We start from the raw sequence: 14,703 nt of genomic DNA, 5'->3' as shown, positions 1-14,703 counted from the left end.
GACAAATAGCCGATGCTGCACGGCATCATGGATGTGCACTTGCGAGATAGAGGCAGCGCGCCTGCGCCATCTTGCAATTACGCGGCGTTTCGCTAGCTCATGTCGGTAACACCATCAGCAAAGTGCATATCATGTCTGCAACATTGGAAACCCGCCTCGGCTACGCACCGCAATCGGCGGCCACGCTTGCTGCCTATCTTTCCTGCATTCCACGCGTCTGCGCGATTCTTGGCGGCGATCCATCGGCATGGCGCATCGAGGAAGTCGGCGACGGCAATCTCAATCTCGTCTTCATCGTCAAGGGCCCCATGGGCGGCGTCGCGGTGAAGCAGGCGCTGCCCTACGTGCGCCTCGTCGGCGAAAGCTGGCCGCTGCCATTGTCGCGTGCGCATTACGAGCACATGGCGCTGACGGAGCAGGCGCGGCTGACAGGCCGCCTCGTTCCCGAAATCCTGCACTATGACGAGACCCTTGCGCTGATCGTGATGGAACTGCTCGAACCGCACATCATCATGCGGCGCGGCATGATCGCGGCGGCGGTCTATCCGAAATTCGCCGATGACATCTCGACCTTCATGGCGCGCACGCTGTATTTCACCTCCGACCTTGCGCTCACCGCGGACAGGAAGAAGGCGATGATCGCGGCGTTTGCGGGCAACACGGCCTTGTGCAAGATCACCGAGGACCTGATCTTCACCGATCCCTATCGCGTGGCGGAGTTGAATCGCTGGACCTCCCCGCAACTCGACGCCTATGCCGCGCGCTGGCGCGAGGATGGCGACCTGAAAGTGGCGGTCTCGCGCCTCAAGCTGAAGTTCCTGTCCTGTGCGGAGGCCATGCTGCACGGCGACCTGCATACCGGCTCCATCATGCTCACCCCCGATGACACGCGTGTCATCGATCCGGAATTTGCATTCATGGGGCCGATGGGATTCGATGCCGGCGCCATCGTCGCCAATTTCGTCATCAACTACTTCTCGCATGATGGCCACGAGGAAGCCCCCGGCGCGCGCGATGCCTATCGCGAGCGCGTGCTGGCGATGCTGGAAACCATCTGGACATCGTTCCGCGAGAAATTCCTCGACCTCTGGCGCAACAATGCCACAGGCGACGCCTATCCCACCTCGCTCTTCCAGGGGGTGGATGGAGAAGCGCGCCTTGAGGCCGAGCGCCAGGCCTACATGGACAGGCTGTGGGCCGACACCGTCGGTTTCGCAGGCGCAAAGATGATCCGCCGCATCCTGGGCCTTGCCCACAACATCGATCTCGAACTGATCGCCGACAAGGATCGGCGCGCCACCTGCGAGGCCCGCGCCCTGACGCTCGCCCGCGACATGATGGTGAACGCGGGCAGCTACCGTTCCGTCGCCGACGTCGCCAACGCCGCGCGCCGCCTGCGCGTGGAGATGAAGAGCTATTGAGGATTTCCCTCTCCCCTTGCGGGAGAGGGTGTCATGCGCAGCATGATTGGTGAGGGGTCCTTCAGCGGATTCCCCTCATCCGGCACGTTGCGCCAACTTCTCCCGCAAGGGGAGAAGGGAAATTACCCAGCCCGTTCCGGAAAGGCCCTGGCGATGGCCTCGCGGTTCGCCGCGATCACGCCGCGCTCGGTGATGAGGCCTGTCACATATTTCGCGGGCGTCACGTCGAAGGCATAGTTCGCGACCTTCGAGCCCTTGGGCACGATCTCCACCGTCTCGATGCGGCCATCGCTGGTGCGTCCCGTCATGTGCGAGACTTCATGGCCAGAGCGCTGCTCGATGGGAATTTCCTTCACGCCATCGACCACATTGAAGTCGATGGTGGGAGACGGCAGCGCCACATAGAACGGCACGCCATTGTCATGCGCGGCGAGCGCCTTGAGGTAGGTGCCGATCTTGTTGCACACATCGCCCTGTGCCGTGGTGCGGTCGGTGCCGACGATCGCCATGTCGACCTGGCCGTGCTGCATCAGGTGGCCTCCGGTATTGTCGGGGATTACCGTGTGCGGCACGCCATGGTGCAGCAGTTCCCAGGCGGTGAGCGAGGCGCCCTGGTTGCGCGGCCGTGTTTCATCCACCCACACATGGATCGGCACGCCGGCATCATGCGCGGTGTAGATGGGGGCCGTCGCCGTGCCCCAGTCCACCGTGGCAAGCCAGCCGGCATTGCAATGCGTCAGGATGTTGATCGTATCGCCGGGCTTCCTCTTCGCGGCGATGGCCTTGATGATCTCGAAGCCGTTGCGGCCGATCGACTGATTGATGGCGACGTCTTCATCCGCAATCTCGGCGGCGCGCGCATATGCCACATCGGCGCGCTGGCTGCGCGGCGTGGGGCCGAGCGTCTTCATCATCTCGTCGAGCGCCCACTTGAGATTGATCGCCGTGGGCCGCGTCCTGAGGAGAAGGTCATAGGCCTGCGTCAGTTGTTCGTCGGATTCGTCCTGCCGCATCGCCAGCGCCATGCCATAGGCGGCGGTGACGCCGATCAGCGGCGCGCCGCGCACCAGCATGTCCTTGATCGCCACCGCCGCGTCGTCCGGCGTCCACAAGGTCACCGTCTCGAACTCATGCGGAAACCTGGTCTGGTCGATGATGTCGACGGCCCAGCCATTCGCGTTCAGCCAGATGGTGCGGTAGTGCTTTCCATTCACTTTCATGCAAAAGACTCCTGTGGCGGCTGTTGTGAATGATCCGCGTCCACCGTTCAATCCCTTCGAGCGCTATTCGTCCGATCTGGTGCCACGCGCCACGATCATGAGTGAGCCATCGGGCAGGGGGCGCTGCAGGCTCAGGGCCTCGGGTGTCGGAGCCGTCAGCCACTGCTCGATCTCTTCCGCCGTGGTGAGGATCACCGGCATGGCCTTGGGGTGAATGGCCCCGACCTCCCTGTTGGCGTCGGTTGTGAGGAAGGCGAAGATATCGTTCTCCGTCTCGCCCTCCTTCACCTTGCGGACCGAGGTCCAGCGCGTCCAGATACCGGCAAACACCGCGAGAGGCCGCTCTTCCGAAAGCGCGAACCACGCGTTCTGCTTCTTGTCTCCGGGAAGCGTTTCCGGTTCCGCAAAGCTGGTGAAGGGCACCACGCAGCGTGAGGCGGCGTCCAGCCAGCGCCGCCAGTGCGGGGACTTCAGGTTCCGCACATTGGTGATGCCGGGGTCCGAATTGCGGCCCTTGAGCGCGAAGGCGGGCGAGGGCATGCCCCAGCGGGCATAGGACAGTTCCCGCCCCTCAGGCGTGTTGCGCACGATGGGCGCAGAATAGTCGGGATAGATGCCGGGCAGCGGAGGCATGTTGCCTGTCGTGTCCACCATGGCGCGCGTCATCTCTATGATCGCGGCCTGGCCCTTGCTGAGGCTGTAGAGATTGCACATGGAACCAAGTGTGCGCGACAACGGCCCGCTTGGCCAGAGCGATCAGGTGCCGGTCAGACGGGCAGGTGAAGCTTCCGCGCCAGACCCTTCACCCACTTTGCTCTTTCGTAAAGCTTTGCATCCGACGCCATGCGGCTGCGGAGGGATGTTCGCATTCTCACCAGCTTGTCGAGCACATGGCCGCGTGCCGTGAAGGCGAGGGTCGAGATATTGAGGCTGATGTGCTCATCGCACCATTCGGCCTTGTAGGATTCATCTCCCAAAGCGAGGTCGAGCCGCTGTACGCCCTGCGCGATGCAGTGCCGCATCAAGTCCATCAGCATGTGCGTACCGGGCGACTGCCTCGCCTCGGGCCCGCTCGGCATGGACATCTGGTAGAGCAGCCACTGCTCATGGTCGCGGAAGCCGAAGGCCGTGGCGGCCGGCTTGCCGTCGACCTCAAGCGAGATCGCCCAGGTTGAATGACCGATGTTGGAACTGAAGAAGGAGACCAGGAAATCCCGCACGCCGGGGGGCGAGAACGGGTCCCAGTGTCCCAGCTTCTGAAGCTGGTCTGTCTTGGCGGTGAGGCAGCTGTCGATCATCCGCCGGGCCTCGGCTTCGGTGGCGGCGATGCGAAAACGGACTGGCCCCAGCTTTTCAAGCGCCGCGCGCTTTTCCCTGAGCCGCTTGAGGGTCTTGCCGCTGCGCCGCCGCTTGAGAGACTCTTCCCAGCTCTCGCCGGGCCTGAAATTGATGGCATGCGCGCCGACATGATAGGGCACGGCACCGGGCAGCACGAAAGGGTTGGGCACGGTCCCGATGAGGCCCGGCTGCTTGGGCATGTAGATGAGATCGATTCCGCCGATTCGGGCGGCGATCTCGCGCATGATGCGCGCGCCGTCGAGCCGTTGCAGGTTCGCCATATGGGCCCTGCTGACGATGGGAGCGGTATAGTCGCTCTGCGGATAGGCACTCCAAGTCAGGATATTGGCGCCGAAACGCCTGACGACCGCGAGGGGAAGTTTCAAAACGGGCTGCCCCGCGCCATGGCAGATCGCGGTCACCGGCTTGAACCTTGTCATCGAGCCGACACGGTCCTGCCAGGACTGCACCCACCTCGCGGACTGGAATGGCGTGAGCCAATCGTGCCTTTCGTCTCCGGCTTCATGGAAGCCGGGCTCTTCTCCCTGACGCAGTTCGATGTGATCGATCACAATACCGGGATCCTGAGGCCTTGGCGCGATGTGAGGGTCGCGGCGGTCGAGAGCGATGACGGGGCATACGGCACTACGGACTGGCCCATGCGCCGGAACGCCGGACCTGATTGGAACGGTAAACTGAAGACTTTGGTTTGCACGCATGTGTTCCCGTTCCTCAACCCCCTCCCTTGCGGGAAACCTTTGAGCGTCAAGGTTGCCATGGGACTGCTAACAGCCCTTTAGAAAACCGGGTGGCGATGTGGCTTTGCCGGGCATGGTTAAGTGGACCTCCACAGCCCGTGTCAATTTTCTCCCTGCCAATCTCACACCAGTGGCCTTTCCCGAGGATTGCCCACGTCTGCGTGCCGCTCAGCCCGATGCCGCGCGAAACCGGTCAGGAACTGGTATCAGGGATCATCTCCGGGCGAAATTGCCGCCACCGGGGCGCTTTACGTCTCAACGAGCCTTGCGCGGACCCCTAGTTCTTCCGCCCGATCGCGGGAAATGCCATTTCCGGCTTGTAGGTCGCGAAACTCGAAAGCTTCTGCGCGTTGCATTCCGTCTGCCAGCGGCTTCCCTGCACAACGCCTGACACGCAGCGGTACTTCTGGCGATAGCCATCCGTAACCGGATTTTCCTCGATTGCGACGGCAGCGATGCCGGTGACCGTCCCGCCTTGCCGCTCGACGAGGCGGATGGCACCGTCCATTGTGCCGCCGGTTTCAACCCACTGGTCAGCCAGCAGCACCCGCGTGCCGGGGCCAAAGGCGGGAAGCCGCATTTCCATGTCCTGCGTGCGGCCCGAGTAGTTGGAAAAACTCACCTTGTCGGTGTCGACGCAGAGCTTGCCCGCCTTGCGGATGGGCAGGAACCCCACGCCGAGGCGCGTGGCAAGCGCTGCGCCCAGCACGAAGCCCATGGCGTCGAGGCCACCAACCACGTCGCAGTCGCAGCCCTTGAGGTCGGCGACGAGATCGTCGAGGAGGTCGTGGAAGGCCTCGCCGTTGATATAGATCGACGTGGGGTCGAGCCAGGCGAACCTGGGGCCCTTGGTGTTCGGCGCCATGATGTTGAGATACCAGCGGTCATCGCGGGGACCTTTGTTGCGGCTCATGAGCGGGCTCCATTTTCGCGGGTGAGTCTGATGAGGCGCGCCAGCCTGGGCGCGGAGATGTTGTAGAAATCGCCGTCGAGGTTGATGCCGGTCGCCACCATGAAGCCGTCGATGTCATCCATGTAGTGATGGGCGTTTTCCGGCGTGATGCCGGAGGCGAGTGTCAGCGCGTGATCGCCAATCCCCCGACGGAAAGCGGCGATCTTGGTGAGGTCGATCGCGTGGCCCGTGGCGACGCCCGATGTGCACACCGCATCCATGAAGCCGGTGGCAAGCCTCGCGGAATATTCATGGTGCTCCGGCGCCACCTCGCGCTGCTTCTTGAAGCAGGTGCCCCCGGTATAGAGGCCATTCCAGCCCGAAACCTCCCGCGCCGTCGCAATGTCCTGGGCCTCGGGCTGATCGTCGCTGGGGCGGCGCTCGTCGATCCGCGCATCATCGGCCCAGTAACCGTCGACAGCTATGCCTTCGCGCTGGAGTTTGCCGAGCACGGGAAACGCATCCCTGCCAGTGACGGCCAGGAAATTGACACCCATCCACAAGGCCGGGAAGCGTTCGCGCACATGTGCAACAATCGGCAGGAAGCGCTCCACGCCGAAATCATGGTTGATGAGGAAGCAGCCGGCCGCCCCTTCGCCAATGACGATCCGCACATTGCGCTCGGCCTGGGCATTGTCCAGCACATGGATGACAGGGAGAACCACTGGCCCCACCGTCTTGAAGAATTTCCGGAACGCGTATCTGTTCATGGGAGGAAAAATACAGCCTTGCCGGGATTTCAGAAATTTATAATGATGATGAAGTCATAAGGATCGCCAATTGCGCGTCATCAACCTGCCGACCGACCTGCTGCGTGCCTTCATCAGCGTCATCGATCTCGGCGGCTACACGCGCGCGGCCAATGCGCTCGGCCGCACCCAGCCCGCCATCAGCCTGCAGATGAAGCGCCTGGAAGAACTGCTCGACGCGACGCTCATCACGCACGAGGGCCGCGGCCTGAAGCTCACCGAGGAGGGCGAGGCGCTTGCCGTCTATGCGCGCCAGCTACTCAGGCTCAACGACGAGGCCGTCGCCAAGCTCAAGGGCCGCTCCGCCAAGGGCCTGCTGCGTATCGGGCTCCCGACCGATTTTTCCGTGGCCTTCCTGCAAGAGGCGATGCTGGATTTCGCGAGAGATCAGCCGGACGTGACCATGTCGATCCACTGCGACCTGTCGCGCAATGTGCTCGACTGGCTTCACGCCGATGAACTCGATATCGCGGTGGCCCTTCTGGCGCGCGAGGCAAACCCCTATCTGGTGCGCTCGTGGGAGGAAAAGCCGATCTGGGCCGCAGCGCGCGATCTGGCCGTTCACAAGCAGCAGCCGGTTCCGCTCGTCACCCATCCTGAGGGTTGCGAGTACCGGCGGCGCATGACGTCGGCACTTCGGGCGGCGGGCCGTGACTGGCGGGTCGCCTATACCAACCCTGAGATCAGCGGGTTGCAGAGCGCCGTCGGTTCTGGCCTGGGCGTCACCGCGCTCACCCGCAAGACGCTTCTGCCCAACATGCGCGTCCTCACCGCGCGCGATGGGTTTCCGGCGTTGGAGCCCATCCGCATTGGCTTGTTCTACAAGCACCAGCGCCTGACAGGAGCGGGCCTCATGCTGGTCGATTCCCTGATTTCCCACATGGACCAGGCCGCCGTGCCCGCATCCAAGGCTGCCGCCGCTCGATAAGCGGGCATCATGCTTTCATTAGAAGCATAAATTTCCCGCATGGCCGTTCACGGTCTAGTTTTTCAACAGCCTCGCTGGACTTCGGCGCCAAGACATGATGCCATGCGGGTCTAAAGGGTGAATGGGAACAACCCGCCGGCAAACCCTCCGGCCAAAGGGAGAGACGCGATGACCAAGATCAAGACGCCGTCACGCCGTGACGTGCTGAAATACGGCGCCGCCGCAGCCACCACGGCACTGTGCACACCCTATGTGAGCCGGGCCTGGGCGCAAACTGTGGAAATCAACATGCTGGCCTGGTACGGCCATGGCGAGCCCGACATGGTGGGCGAGTTCGAAGCCGCCAACAATGTGAAGTTCAAGCCGAAATACTATGCTGGCGGCGATAACATGCTGGGCCTCATCGCCCAGTCCCCGCCCGGAACCTACGACCTCATCCTGTCGGATGGCGAATTCGTGCAGCAGCTCAACGACGGTGGATTGATCGAGGAGCTGAACGCGGCGGATTACCCCTTCGACGACATGATCTATGACGACTTCAAGCAGTTCCCCGGCCACTGGAAGGACGGCAAGCTCTATTCGGTGATGCTGCGCTGCGGGCATCTCGGCGTGTCCTACAACACCACCGCCATGTCGGAAGAAGAGGCGATGAGCTACAAGGCCTTCTGGAAGCCCGAGATCAAGGGCAAGGTTGGCCACTTCGACTGGCACCTGCCGAGCCTTGGTCAGATGAGCCTTACCAACGGTAACGCCGCCAAGCTGTGGGACCAGGATGAGGCCGGCTGGAGCAAGATCAAGGAAACTACCATGTCGCTTCGCCCTCAGGTGGGCGGCTTCTTCGACTACGGCGGCACCTTCAATGGTCTCAAGAACGGCGAGATGATGGCCATGGCCGGCATCGGCGACTGGATCACCGGCGTTCTCGAGCGCGATGGCGCCCCGGTCAAGTCGGTGGTGCCGAAGGAAGGCGGCATCCAGTGGACGGAGTCCTATTCGATAGGCAAGGGCACGCCAAAGGCCGACATCTGCAAGAAGTTCATCCAGTACATGATGTCGCCCGAAGGCCAGGTTCACTCGGCCCGCATGCTCGCCTATCCGGGCTTTGCCGTCACCAAGGGTGGCCGCAAGCTGCTGAACGAGAAGGACCCGAAGGAAGCCCAGCGCACCGGCCAGGTCGACGGCGCTCCCAATGATCCGATCACGCTCCTCAAGGAAGGCCGCGTGCATTATCGCGACATCCCCAAGCAGCAGAGCCTCGAGGACTGGAACGAGTTCTGGCAGGAATACAAGAACGCGTAATTCCAACGGGCAAGAGCCCTCATCCGCCTGCCGGCACCTTCTCCCATGGCTTGGCCACGGGAGAAGGCTCTTGGCGGTGGCCCTTCTCCCGTCCGCAGGGTGGGAGAAGTTGGCCGAAGGGGCCGGATGAGGGCGCTGCCAGCCGAGAGTGACGCGATCAATCAATGACAGCGCGCGCGAAACCCGATCTCTATGCCATCGCATGGCGGCTGCCGATGATCATCTGGCAGGGGCTTTTCTTTGTCGGTCCTCTCGCCTTCATGGTGGCGATGTCGTTCTTCCTCGTGAAGAACTACCGGATGCAGCCCGCCTTCCAGTTCCAGAACTGGGAGAGAGTGCTGTCGCGTGGCTTCTTCTGGGATGCCTATTTCCTCACACTCTGGATCGCCCTCCTGGCAACCGTCGTCGCCAGTGCCGTGGCCTTTCCGGCGAGCTATTTCCTTGCCTTCAAGGTCAAGGACAATGTCCGTCGCTGGGCGGTGTTCTTCCTCATCATTCCCTTCTTCACCAGCTATCTGGTGCGCATCTTCGCCTGGCAGGTGATCCTGGCGCAGCAGGGCGTCATCAATGCGGGGTTGTCGTTCCTCGGCCTCGGGCCGTGGCAGATGCTCAACACCAAGTTCGGCACCATGGTCGGCTACCTGACGCTGTGCCTGCCGCTCGCCGTCATCCTGCAGACCTTCGCGCTCGCCAACATCGACAGGCGGTTGATCGAGGCCGCGCACAATCTGGGCTGCGGGCGGCTGCGCACCGTGTTCACGGTGGTGGTTCCCCTCGCCAAGACCGGCCTCGTCGTGGCGGCGGTCTTCTGCTTCATCCTGTCCTTCGGTGATTTCGTGGCGCCTTACTATCTCGGCGGATCGACGCCGCCGACGCTGTCGATCATGATCGTCGATACATCGAAGTCGGGCCAGCAATGGCCGCGCGCGGCGGTCGTCGCCATCATGATGATCGTGACGCTGCTCGCCGTTGCCGTCTCCGCCATCGGCTATGCCTACAGGAAGCGCACATGAGGAATGACACGCTCCTCCGCTGGCTGCTGGCCTTGTATACCGCACTGGTCTTCGTCTTCGTCTTCGCGCCCATCGCCGCGAGCCTCGTGTTCTCCTTCAACTCCGACCGCTTTCCAACGATCCCGCTGGGGCACTTCACCACCGACTGGTATGTGAAGGCCTTCTCCAATCCGGAAGTCTGGGATGCCGCGCGGCGCAGCCTCATCGTCTCCTCGGTAGCGGCGGTGCTGGCGACCATCATCGGCTTCTCGGCGGCCTACACCGACTATCGCTATGATTTCTTCGGCAAGAAGGCCTTCCTCGTGCTGGCGCTGCTGCCGCCGACAATTCCGCTCATCATCTTCGCGCTGGCCACGCTGGGCTGGCTCTCGATGTTCAACGCGTCGGGCATGACGGTTTCCATCATCATTGCGCACACGGTGCTCTGCGCGCCCTTCGCGATGGCGGTCATTCGCCTGCGGCTGAACCAGATGGACCCCAATCTCGAGCCTGCCGCCTGGAACCTCGGCGCATCGGAATGGGTGACGATGAAGACTGTCGTCATTCCTTTCACGCTACCCTCCATCATCGCCAGCCTCTGCCTCACGGCGGCGGTGTCGTTCGATGAATTCGCGGTGGCCTGGTTCGTCTCCGGCCTCAACAAGACGGTCCCTGTCGTCATCCTGGAAATCCTCACCGGCAACATCGATCCGCAGGTGAACGCCATCGGCACCGCTGTTTTCCTCGTCTCCATCACCCTTGTCGTCATCGCACAGGTCCTCATCATGGGCCGCATGAAGAAACCGGAATCCGCCTGATGGCCTCGCCTCTCGTCGTCTTCGACAATGTCGTCAAACGCTTTGGCACCTTCGAGGCGGTGAAGCGCATGAACTTCGAAATCCACGAGGGCGAATTCCTCGCCTTCATGGGGCCGTCGGGCTGTGGCAAGACCACCACGCTCCGCATGCTGGCGGGGCTTGAGCAGCCGACCGAGGGCGACATCAGGCTCGCCGGCAACTCACTGCTGGGTGTCAAGCCGCACGAGCGCGACACGCCTATGGTGTGGCAGTCGCTGGCACTGTTCCCCTTTCTCAATGCCCGCGAGAATGTCGAGTTCGGCCTGAAGATGCGGGGCCAGGACGTAAGCACCCGCAAGAAGAAGGCACTCGACTGGCTGGAGCGTCTCGGCATCGGTGAATTTGCCGAGCGCGACGTCAACTCGCTCTCGGGCGGCCAGCGCCAGCGCGTGGCGCTCGCCCGCGCACTTGTGACCGAGCCGAAGATATTGCTGCTCGATGAACCGCTCTCAGCGCTCGACGCGCATCTCGTCATCCGCATGCAGGGCGTCTTGACGAAGCTGCAGCGCGAATTGGGCATCACCTTCGTCTATGTCACGCATTCGCAGTCCGAAGCCTTCGCCATGGCGGACCGCGTGGTCATCATGTCGAAGGGCGAGATCGCGCAGATCGGCTCCTCGCGCGACATCTACCGCACGCCCGCCAACCGTTTCGTTGCCGAGTTCGTGGGCCGCAACAACATCTTCTCAGGCAAGGCCAATGCGGCGGGCCTTGTCGAAACTCCGGCGGGCACATTTGAACTGGATGAGAAAGCCAACCCCGGAACGCCTGTGAGCTTCGTCGTCGCGGCGGATGTGGTTTCGCTCTCGATGACGAAGACGGACGCGAGGAACACGTTTACGGCGCAATTGATCTCGGAAGAATTCGTTGGTTCAATGGTGACGCTGTTCTTCGAGGCCGAAGGCGGCATGGAGGTGAAGGTGCAGGTGCAGGAGCGTATGCTGGAAGGCATTTCCCGCGAGCCGGGCCAGCAGCTTCATCTCTCGTTCGACTCGTCCCACGCCCACGTCTTGAAAGGCTAGGCCCATGATCCGCAATCCCATTCCCTGGCCCAACGGCGCCCGCTGCGCCTGCGCAATCACCTTCGACATGGACGCGGATTCCCTCATCCACATTTCGCGCCCGAAGGACGGGCATGACCGGCTCTATCCCATCACCATGGGCCGCTATGGGCCAACCGTCGGCATTCCGCGCATCCTCGACACCTATGCGCGGCTGGGCCTCAAGCAATCCTTCTTCATTCCGGCCTGGTGCATCGAACAGTACCCGGATGCGGTGGACGCCATTCTCAAGGGCGGTCACGAGATCGGCCACCACGGCCTCATCCACGAAGACCCGATCGAGACGAAGGGCGAGGCGCAGCGGATCGCCTTCGAGAAGGCCCTCGACATTCACAAGGCGCGGATCGGCGCCAGGCCCCGCGGCTACCGGGCACCCGTCTATAACGTCACGCAGCAGGTGATCGACTTGCTGATCGAGCACAAGTTCTCCTATGAATCTTCTCTCATGGCCGACGACATCCCCTATCTGATGAGAACGGCACAAGGCGAACTGTGGGAAGCGCCCGTGCACTGGGGCACCGACGACTGGCCGCCCTTCGCGCATTATGCCGAGATCGACTACATGATGCCGGTGAAGGCGCCGTCAGAAGGCCTCAAGGCCTTCTGGGAAGAGTTCGACGCGCAGTATGAGGCGGGCGGCTTCTGGATCGGCATCTGGCATCCGTTCCTCACCGGGCGGCTGGCCCGCTGGCGGCAGGTGGAACAATGGCTGGAGCACACGCTGAAAACCAAGAACGTCTGGTTCGCACCGCTTGAAGAGATCATCGCCCACGTGAAGAAGGTCACCGACGAGGGGCTCTACAGCCCCCGCGTCGAGCACTTGCCGTACTACACGAAAACTCAGGTCGGCTTGTAGACGCGCGTCGCCTCGGGATCGCTCGTTTCGAAGGGGAGCGCCATCAACTCGTCCCATGCGGCCTGAGGAATGGGATGTTGCGCCCAGGTGATGGTCTCGGCGATGCGCTCCGCCTTGCTGATCCCGATGACGGTTGAAGCGACGCGCGGATCGCGCATCGAGAACTGCAAAGCCGCGGCACCCGGCGGAATGTCATACTTGGTGCATACCGCCTCGATGCGGGCGATCGGCTCAAGCATCGCGGCAGAAGCCTCCTGATAGACATAGCGCTTGTGCGCGGCCGATCCCTTGGCCAGCACGCCGCCGGCATAGGGCGCCGCATTCAGCACGGCCATTCCGCGCGAGACGGCATAATCCATCATTTCTTCCGCATTGCGATTGGCCAGCGTAAAGCGGTTGTGGGTGATGATGGCGTCGAAGTCCCAGTCTTTCATCATGGGCATCATGATGTCGACGCGGCCGGCGGCGAGGCCCACGGCCTGGACGAGGCCTTCCTCCTTCATGCGAAACAGTTCCTTCAAGGCACCATTGGGGCTGCTCACTTCCTCCAGCGAGGCCGCGTGTTCCGGGTCATGGAGGTGGAGAAGCTGGATGCGGTCGACGTTCAAGGCCTTGAGGCTTTCCTCAAGGGAACGCCTTGCGCGGGCGCCGTCAAACTTCAAGGTGTCCATGTCGCGGTCGAGCTTGCTCGAGATCACGAAGCCTTCGGGGATGCCGCCACGCTCGGCAATGACCTCGCCGATCCGCTGTTCGCTGCGGCCCATGCCATAGTTCCGGGATGTATCGATGAAGTTCACCGGGCTGTCGAAGATCGCCCGCACCGTCTCGTGCGCCCGCGCGATGCTGACGCTGTAGCCGTAGGTGTCCGGCATGTCGCCCAGCGGCGCCAGCCCGAAGCAGAGCGGGCTGACCGACAAGCCGGTCTGGCCCATGGCTACCCTGCGAAGTGGATCGAAATTCATGTGTCGTCTCCCGGCTTGTCTGATTTCGAGGCGCATATTGCGTCTTCATATTCGTGAGACGAAGAGATATTTTGCGATGACGCTGCCGCTTCGGGAGGTTGAAACCATCACCCGGGGTTTGCGCTTGTATTTTTTGGCCGATGCGCCTATGTAACACCCATCGAGTTTCGGCCGGTTGGCTTGGCTCCGCGCTTCTAAGACGTCTAAGACAGTGCAATAGCCCTTTCCCTCACTTCCAGAACATCGATTTAGTTGTGCCCGTGCATGTTGCATTGGCACGAAAGAGCAATTGCATAAGTCAAGGAACGATCATGCAAACTGGTACCGTCAAGTGGTTCAACGCCCAGAAGGGCTTTGGTTTCATTCAGCCGACGTCGGGCGGCCCGGACGTATTCGTCCACATCAGCGCAGTTGAGCGCGCCGGTCTCGGCAGCCTGAACGAAGGTCAGAAGGTCTCTTACGAGATCGTCACCGACCGCCGCAACGGCAAGTCTTCGGCCGACCGTCTTCAGGCCACCAGCTAACGACAAGGGTCCTCTTCAGAACCTGCAAGCCACGGATGTACTGGTGGCGGGTGAACGGGATCCCTCAGGAGCGCCGGTGCATGCACCGGCGCAACGCTTTTTGCGGATGGCGGCTTCATCCTCACCCGGTCAGGAGTGAAAACATGACTGCCAATCGAAACCTCTATATGTTTCAATCGATCAAGACCAAGGGCCTCTACTGCTTCTCCCGCGATTCAAAGGGAGGTGGCTTGCCCGCAAGTCTTGCACCATGGCAGGCCTTCGGCGTCCTGCGATACGACCAGATTCCGCCGCACCGCATGTCCCGCGAAGCCATCGAATCCGGCATCGACGCCAAGGGCTACCAGCTCTGGCGCAACAACACGATCGCGGCCGCCAACGCCAAGACCAACTGATTTTCCGGAGTACAGCTTTTGAGAATTTTCGTCAGAGACAACAACGTCGACCAGGCCCTTCGCTTCCTCAAGAAGAAGATGCAGCGCGAAGGCCTCTTCCGTGAGATCAAGGCGCATGCCGCCTACGAGAAGCCGTCGGAAAAGCGCGTGCGCGAGAAGGCCGAATCGATCCGCCGCGCCAAGAAGCTGGCTCGCAAGAAGGCCCAGCGCGAAGGCCTGATCCCGATGCCGAAGCCCAAGCCCCGCGCGCCGGCCCGCCCAAATCCTTTCGCGGCAACCTCGCCGGGCGCGACACCGCGCCCGCTTGGCCAGTCCGAGGGCTTCGACACGCGCAAGCCCGCGCTCGCCTCGTAAGTTTGTCCCATTCGATTGCAGCCCGCGCGCGTGAAAA

The 14,703-nt window shown here is 62.2% G+C and carries 16 protein-coding genes; 10 read left to right on the top strand and 6 right to left on the bottom strand.

Features of this window, described 5'->3' with window-relative positions; genetic code table 11:
• Nucleotides 1-131: 131 nt before the first annotated feature.
• On the top strand, nt 132-1,421 hold the full coding sequence (gene mtnK, locus ACEW8Q_RS22560; RefSeq protein WP_373506326.1) for an S-methyl-5-thioribose kinase: 1,290 nt from the start codon (nt 132-134) through the stop codon (nt 1,419-1,421).
• A 122-nt stretch (nt 1,422-1,543) separates the two neighbouring features.
• Here mtnK and mtnA read toward each other — a convergent pair whose 3' ends face one another.
• The 5 genes from mtnA to ACEW8Q_RS22535 form a co-directional block, all read right to left on the bottom strand.
• Nucleotides 1,544-2,641 (bottom strand): S-methyl-5-thioribose-1-phosphate isomerase, encoded by a 1,098-nt coding sequence (gene mtnA / locus ACEW8Q_RS22555; protein WP_373506325.1) that lies wholly within the window; start codon nt 2,639-2,641, stop codon nt 1,544-1,546.
• 63 nt (nt 2,642-2,704) lie between these two features.
• Nucleotides 2,705-3,355 (bottom strand): SOS response-associated peptidase, encoded by a 651-nt coding sequence (locus tag ACEW8Q_RS22550; RefSeq protein ID WP_373506344.1) that lies wholly within the window; start codon nt 3,353-3,355, stop codon nt 2,705-2,707.
• 53 nt (nt 3,356-3,408) lie between these two features.
• Nucleotides 3,409-4,551 carry a GNAT family N-acetyltransferase gene (locus ACEW8Q_RS22545; protein WP_373506324.1) on the bottom strand — a complete coding sequence of 381 codons (1,143 nt, stop codon included), beginning with the start codon at nt 4,549-4,551 and terminating at the stop codon, nt 3,409-3,411.
• Nucleotides 4,552-5,014: 463 nt separating this feature from the next.
• Nucleotides 5,015-5,650 carry a phosphoribosyltransferase family protein gene (locus ACEW8Q_RS22540; RefSeq protein WP_373506323.1) on the bottom strand — a complete coding sequence of 212 codons (636 nt, stop codon included), beginning with the start codon at nt 5,648-5,650 and terminating at the stop codon, nt 5,015-5,017.
• Nucleotides 5,647-6,399 carry a BtpA/SgcQ family protein gene (locus tag ACEW8Q_RS22535; protein ID WP_373506322.1) on the bottom strand — a complete coding sequence of 251 codons (753 nt, stop codon included), beginning with the start codon at nt 6,397-6,399 and terminating at the stop codon, nt 5,647-5,649. The genes ACEW8Q_RS22540 and ACEW8Q_RS22535 overlap by 4 nt, the downstream gene beginning before the upstream one ends.
• 70 nt (nt 6,400-6,469) lie before the next feature.
• On the opposite strand from ACEW8Q_RS22535, the gene ACEW8Q_RS22530 reads away from it, so the two are divergent.
• The 6 genes from ACEW8Q_RS22530 (at nt 6,470) to ACEW8Q_RS22505 (ending at nt 12,431) form a co-directional block, all read left to right on the top strand.
• Nucleotides 6,470-7,366, top strand: coding sequence for a LysR substrate-binding domain-containing protein (locus ACEW8Q_RS22530; RefSeq protein ID WP_373506321.1), 897 nt, complete (start codon nt 6,470-6,472; stop codon nt 7,364-7,366).
• A 168-nt stretch (nt 7,367-7,534) separates the two neighbouring features.
• Nucleotides 7,535-8,665, top strand: a complete 1,131-nt coding sequence (locus ACEW8Q_RS22525) for a spermidine/putrescine ABC transporter substrate-binding protein (RefSeq protein WP_373506320.1) — start codon at nt 7,535-7,537, stop codon at nt 8,663-8,665.
• A gap of 164 nt (nt 8,666-8,829) precedes the next feature.
• Entirely contained in the window at nt 8,830-9,678 is an 849-nt protein-coding gene (locus ACEW8Q_RS22520; protein WP_373506319.1) for an ABC transporter permease, read from the top strand.
• Nucleotides 9,675-10,475, top strand: a complete 801-nt coding sequence (locus tag ACEW8Q_RS22515; RefSeq protein ID WP_373506318.1) for an ABC transporter permease — start codon at nt 9,675-9,677, stop codon at nt 10,473-10,475. Before ACEW8Q_RS22520 ends, ACEW8Q_RS22515 begins: the two co-directional genes overlap by 4 nt.
• Nucleotides 10,475-11,536 (top strand): ABC transporter ATP-binding protein, encoded by a 1,062-nt coding sequence (locus ACEW8Q_RS22510; protein WP_373506317.1) that lies wholly within the window; start codon nt 10,475-10,477, stop codon nt 11,534-11,536. Before ACEW8Q_RS22515 ends, ACEW8Q_RS22510 begins: the two co-directional genes overlap by 1 nt.
• A 4-nt stretch (nt 11,537-11,540) precedes the next feature.
• Complete coding sequence (locus ACEW8Q_RS22505; RefSeq protein WP_373506316.1) at nt 11,541-12,431, top strand: polysaccharide deacetylase; 891 nt, start codon at nt 11,541-11,543, stop codon at nt 12,429-12,431.
• Here the strand turns inward: ACEW8Q_RS22505 and ACEW8Q_RS22500 are convergent.
• Entirely contained in the window at nt 12,416-13,393 is a 978-nt protein-coding gene (locus ACEW8Q_RS22500; protein ID WP_373506315.1) for an aldo/keto reductase, read from the bottom strand. The genes ACEW8Q_RS22505 and ACEW8Q_RS22500 overlap by 16 nt on opposite strands.
• Before the next feature lie 311 nt (nt 13,394-13,704).
• Between ACEW8Q_RS22500 and ACEW8Q_RS22495 the strand changes: the two genes are divergently transcribed.
• The 3 genes from ACEW8Q_RS22495 to rpsU all read left to right on the top strand — a co-directional run bounded on the left by ACEW8Q_RS22495 (nt 13,705) and on the right by rpsU (nt 14,666).
• A complete protein-coding gene (locus ACEW8Q_RS22495; protein WP_373506314.1) occupies nt 13,705-13,917 on the top strand; it encodes a cold-shock protein in 213 nt (70 codons plus the stop codon).
• A 143-nt stretch (nt 13,918-14,060) separates the two neighbouring features.
• Complete coding sequence (locus ACEW8Q_RS22490; RefSeq protein ID WP_373506313.1) at nt 14,061-14,312, top strand: hypothetical protein; 252 nt, start codon at nt 14,061-14,063, stop codon at nt 14,310-14,312.
• Nucleotides 14,313-14,330: 18 nt separating this feature from the next.
• Entirely contained in the window at nt 14,331-14,666 is a 336-nt protein-coding gene (gene rpsU / locus ACEW8Q_RS22485; protein ID WP_373506312.1) for a 30S ribosomal protein S21, read from the top strand.
• The last annotated feature ends 37 nt before the right edge of the window (nt 14,667-14,703 follow it).

The sequence above is a fragment of the Aestuariivirga sp. genome, assembly GCF_041738905.1.
Lineage (GTDB): Bacteria > Pseudomonadota > Alphaproteobacteria > Rhizobiales > Aestuariivirgaceae > Aestuariivirga.
This window is presented reverse-complemented; position numbering and strand designations above follow the sequence as displayed.

What these genes read in the sequence shown, in the direction of transcription:
- ACEW8Q_RS22540 (WP_373506323.1), bottom strand. Translation starts at nt 5,650, where the DNA reads ATGAGCCGCAACAAAGGTCCCCGCGATGACCGCTGGTATCTCAACATC.
- ACEW8Q_RS22535 (WP_373506322.1), bottom strand. Translation starts at nt 6,399, where the DNA reads ATGAACAGATACGCGTTCCGGAAATTCTTCAAGACGGTGGGGCCAGTG.
- ACEW8Q_RS22525 (WP_373506320.1), top strand. Translation starts at nt 7,535, where the DNA reads ATGACCAAGATCAAGACGCCGTCACGCCGTGACGTGCTGAAATACGGC.
- ACEW8Q_RS22550 (WP_373506344.1), bottom strand. Translation starts at nt 3,355, where the DNA reads ATGTGCAATCTCTACAGCCTCAGCAAGGGCCAGGCCGCGATCATAGAG.
- ACEW8Q_RS22515 (WP_373506318.1), top strand. Translation starts at nt 9,675, where the DNA reads ATGAGGAATGACACGCTCCTCCGCTGGCTGCTGGCCTTGTATACCGCA.
- mtnA (WP_373506325.1), bottom strand. Translation starts at nt 2,641, where the DNA reads ATGAAAGTGAATGGAAAGCACTACCGCACCATCTGGCTGAACGCGAAT.
- ACEW8Q_RS22490 (WP_373506313.1), top strand. Translation starts at nt 14,061, where the DNA reads ATGACTGCCAATCGAAACCTCTATATGTTTCAATCGATCAAGACCAAG.
- ACEW8Q_RS22505 (WP_373506316.1), top strand. Translation starts at nt 11,541, where the DNA reads ATGATCCGCAATCCCATTCCCTGGCCCAACGGCGCCCGCTGCGCCTGC.
- ACEW8Q_RS22520 (WP_373506319.1), top strand. Translation starts at nt 8,830, where the DNA reads ATGACAGCGCGCGCGAAACCCGATCTCTATGCCATCGCATGGCGGCTG.
- ACEW8Q_RS22495 (WP_373506314.1), top strand. Translation starts at nt 13,705, where the DNA reads ATGCAAACTGGTACCGTCAAGTGGTTCAACGCCCAGAAGGGCTTTGGT.
- ACEW8Q_RS22510 (WP_373506317.1), top strand. Translation starts at nt 10,475, where the DNA reads ATGGCCTCGCCTCTCGTCGTCTTCGACAATGTCGTCAAACGCTTTGGC.
- ACEW8Q_RS22500 (WP_373506315.1), bottom strand. Translation starts at nt 13,393, where the DNA reads ATGAATTTCGATCCACTTCGCAGGGTAGCCATGGGCCAGACCGGCTTG.
- mtnK (WP_373506326.1), top strand. Translation starts at nt 132, where the DNA reads ATGTCTGCAACATTGGAAACCCGCCTCGGCTACGCACCGCAATCGGCG.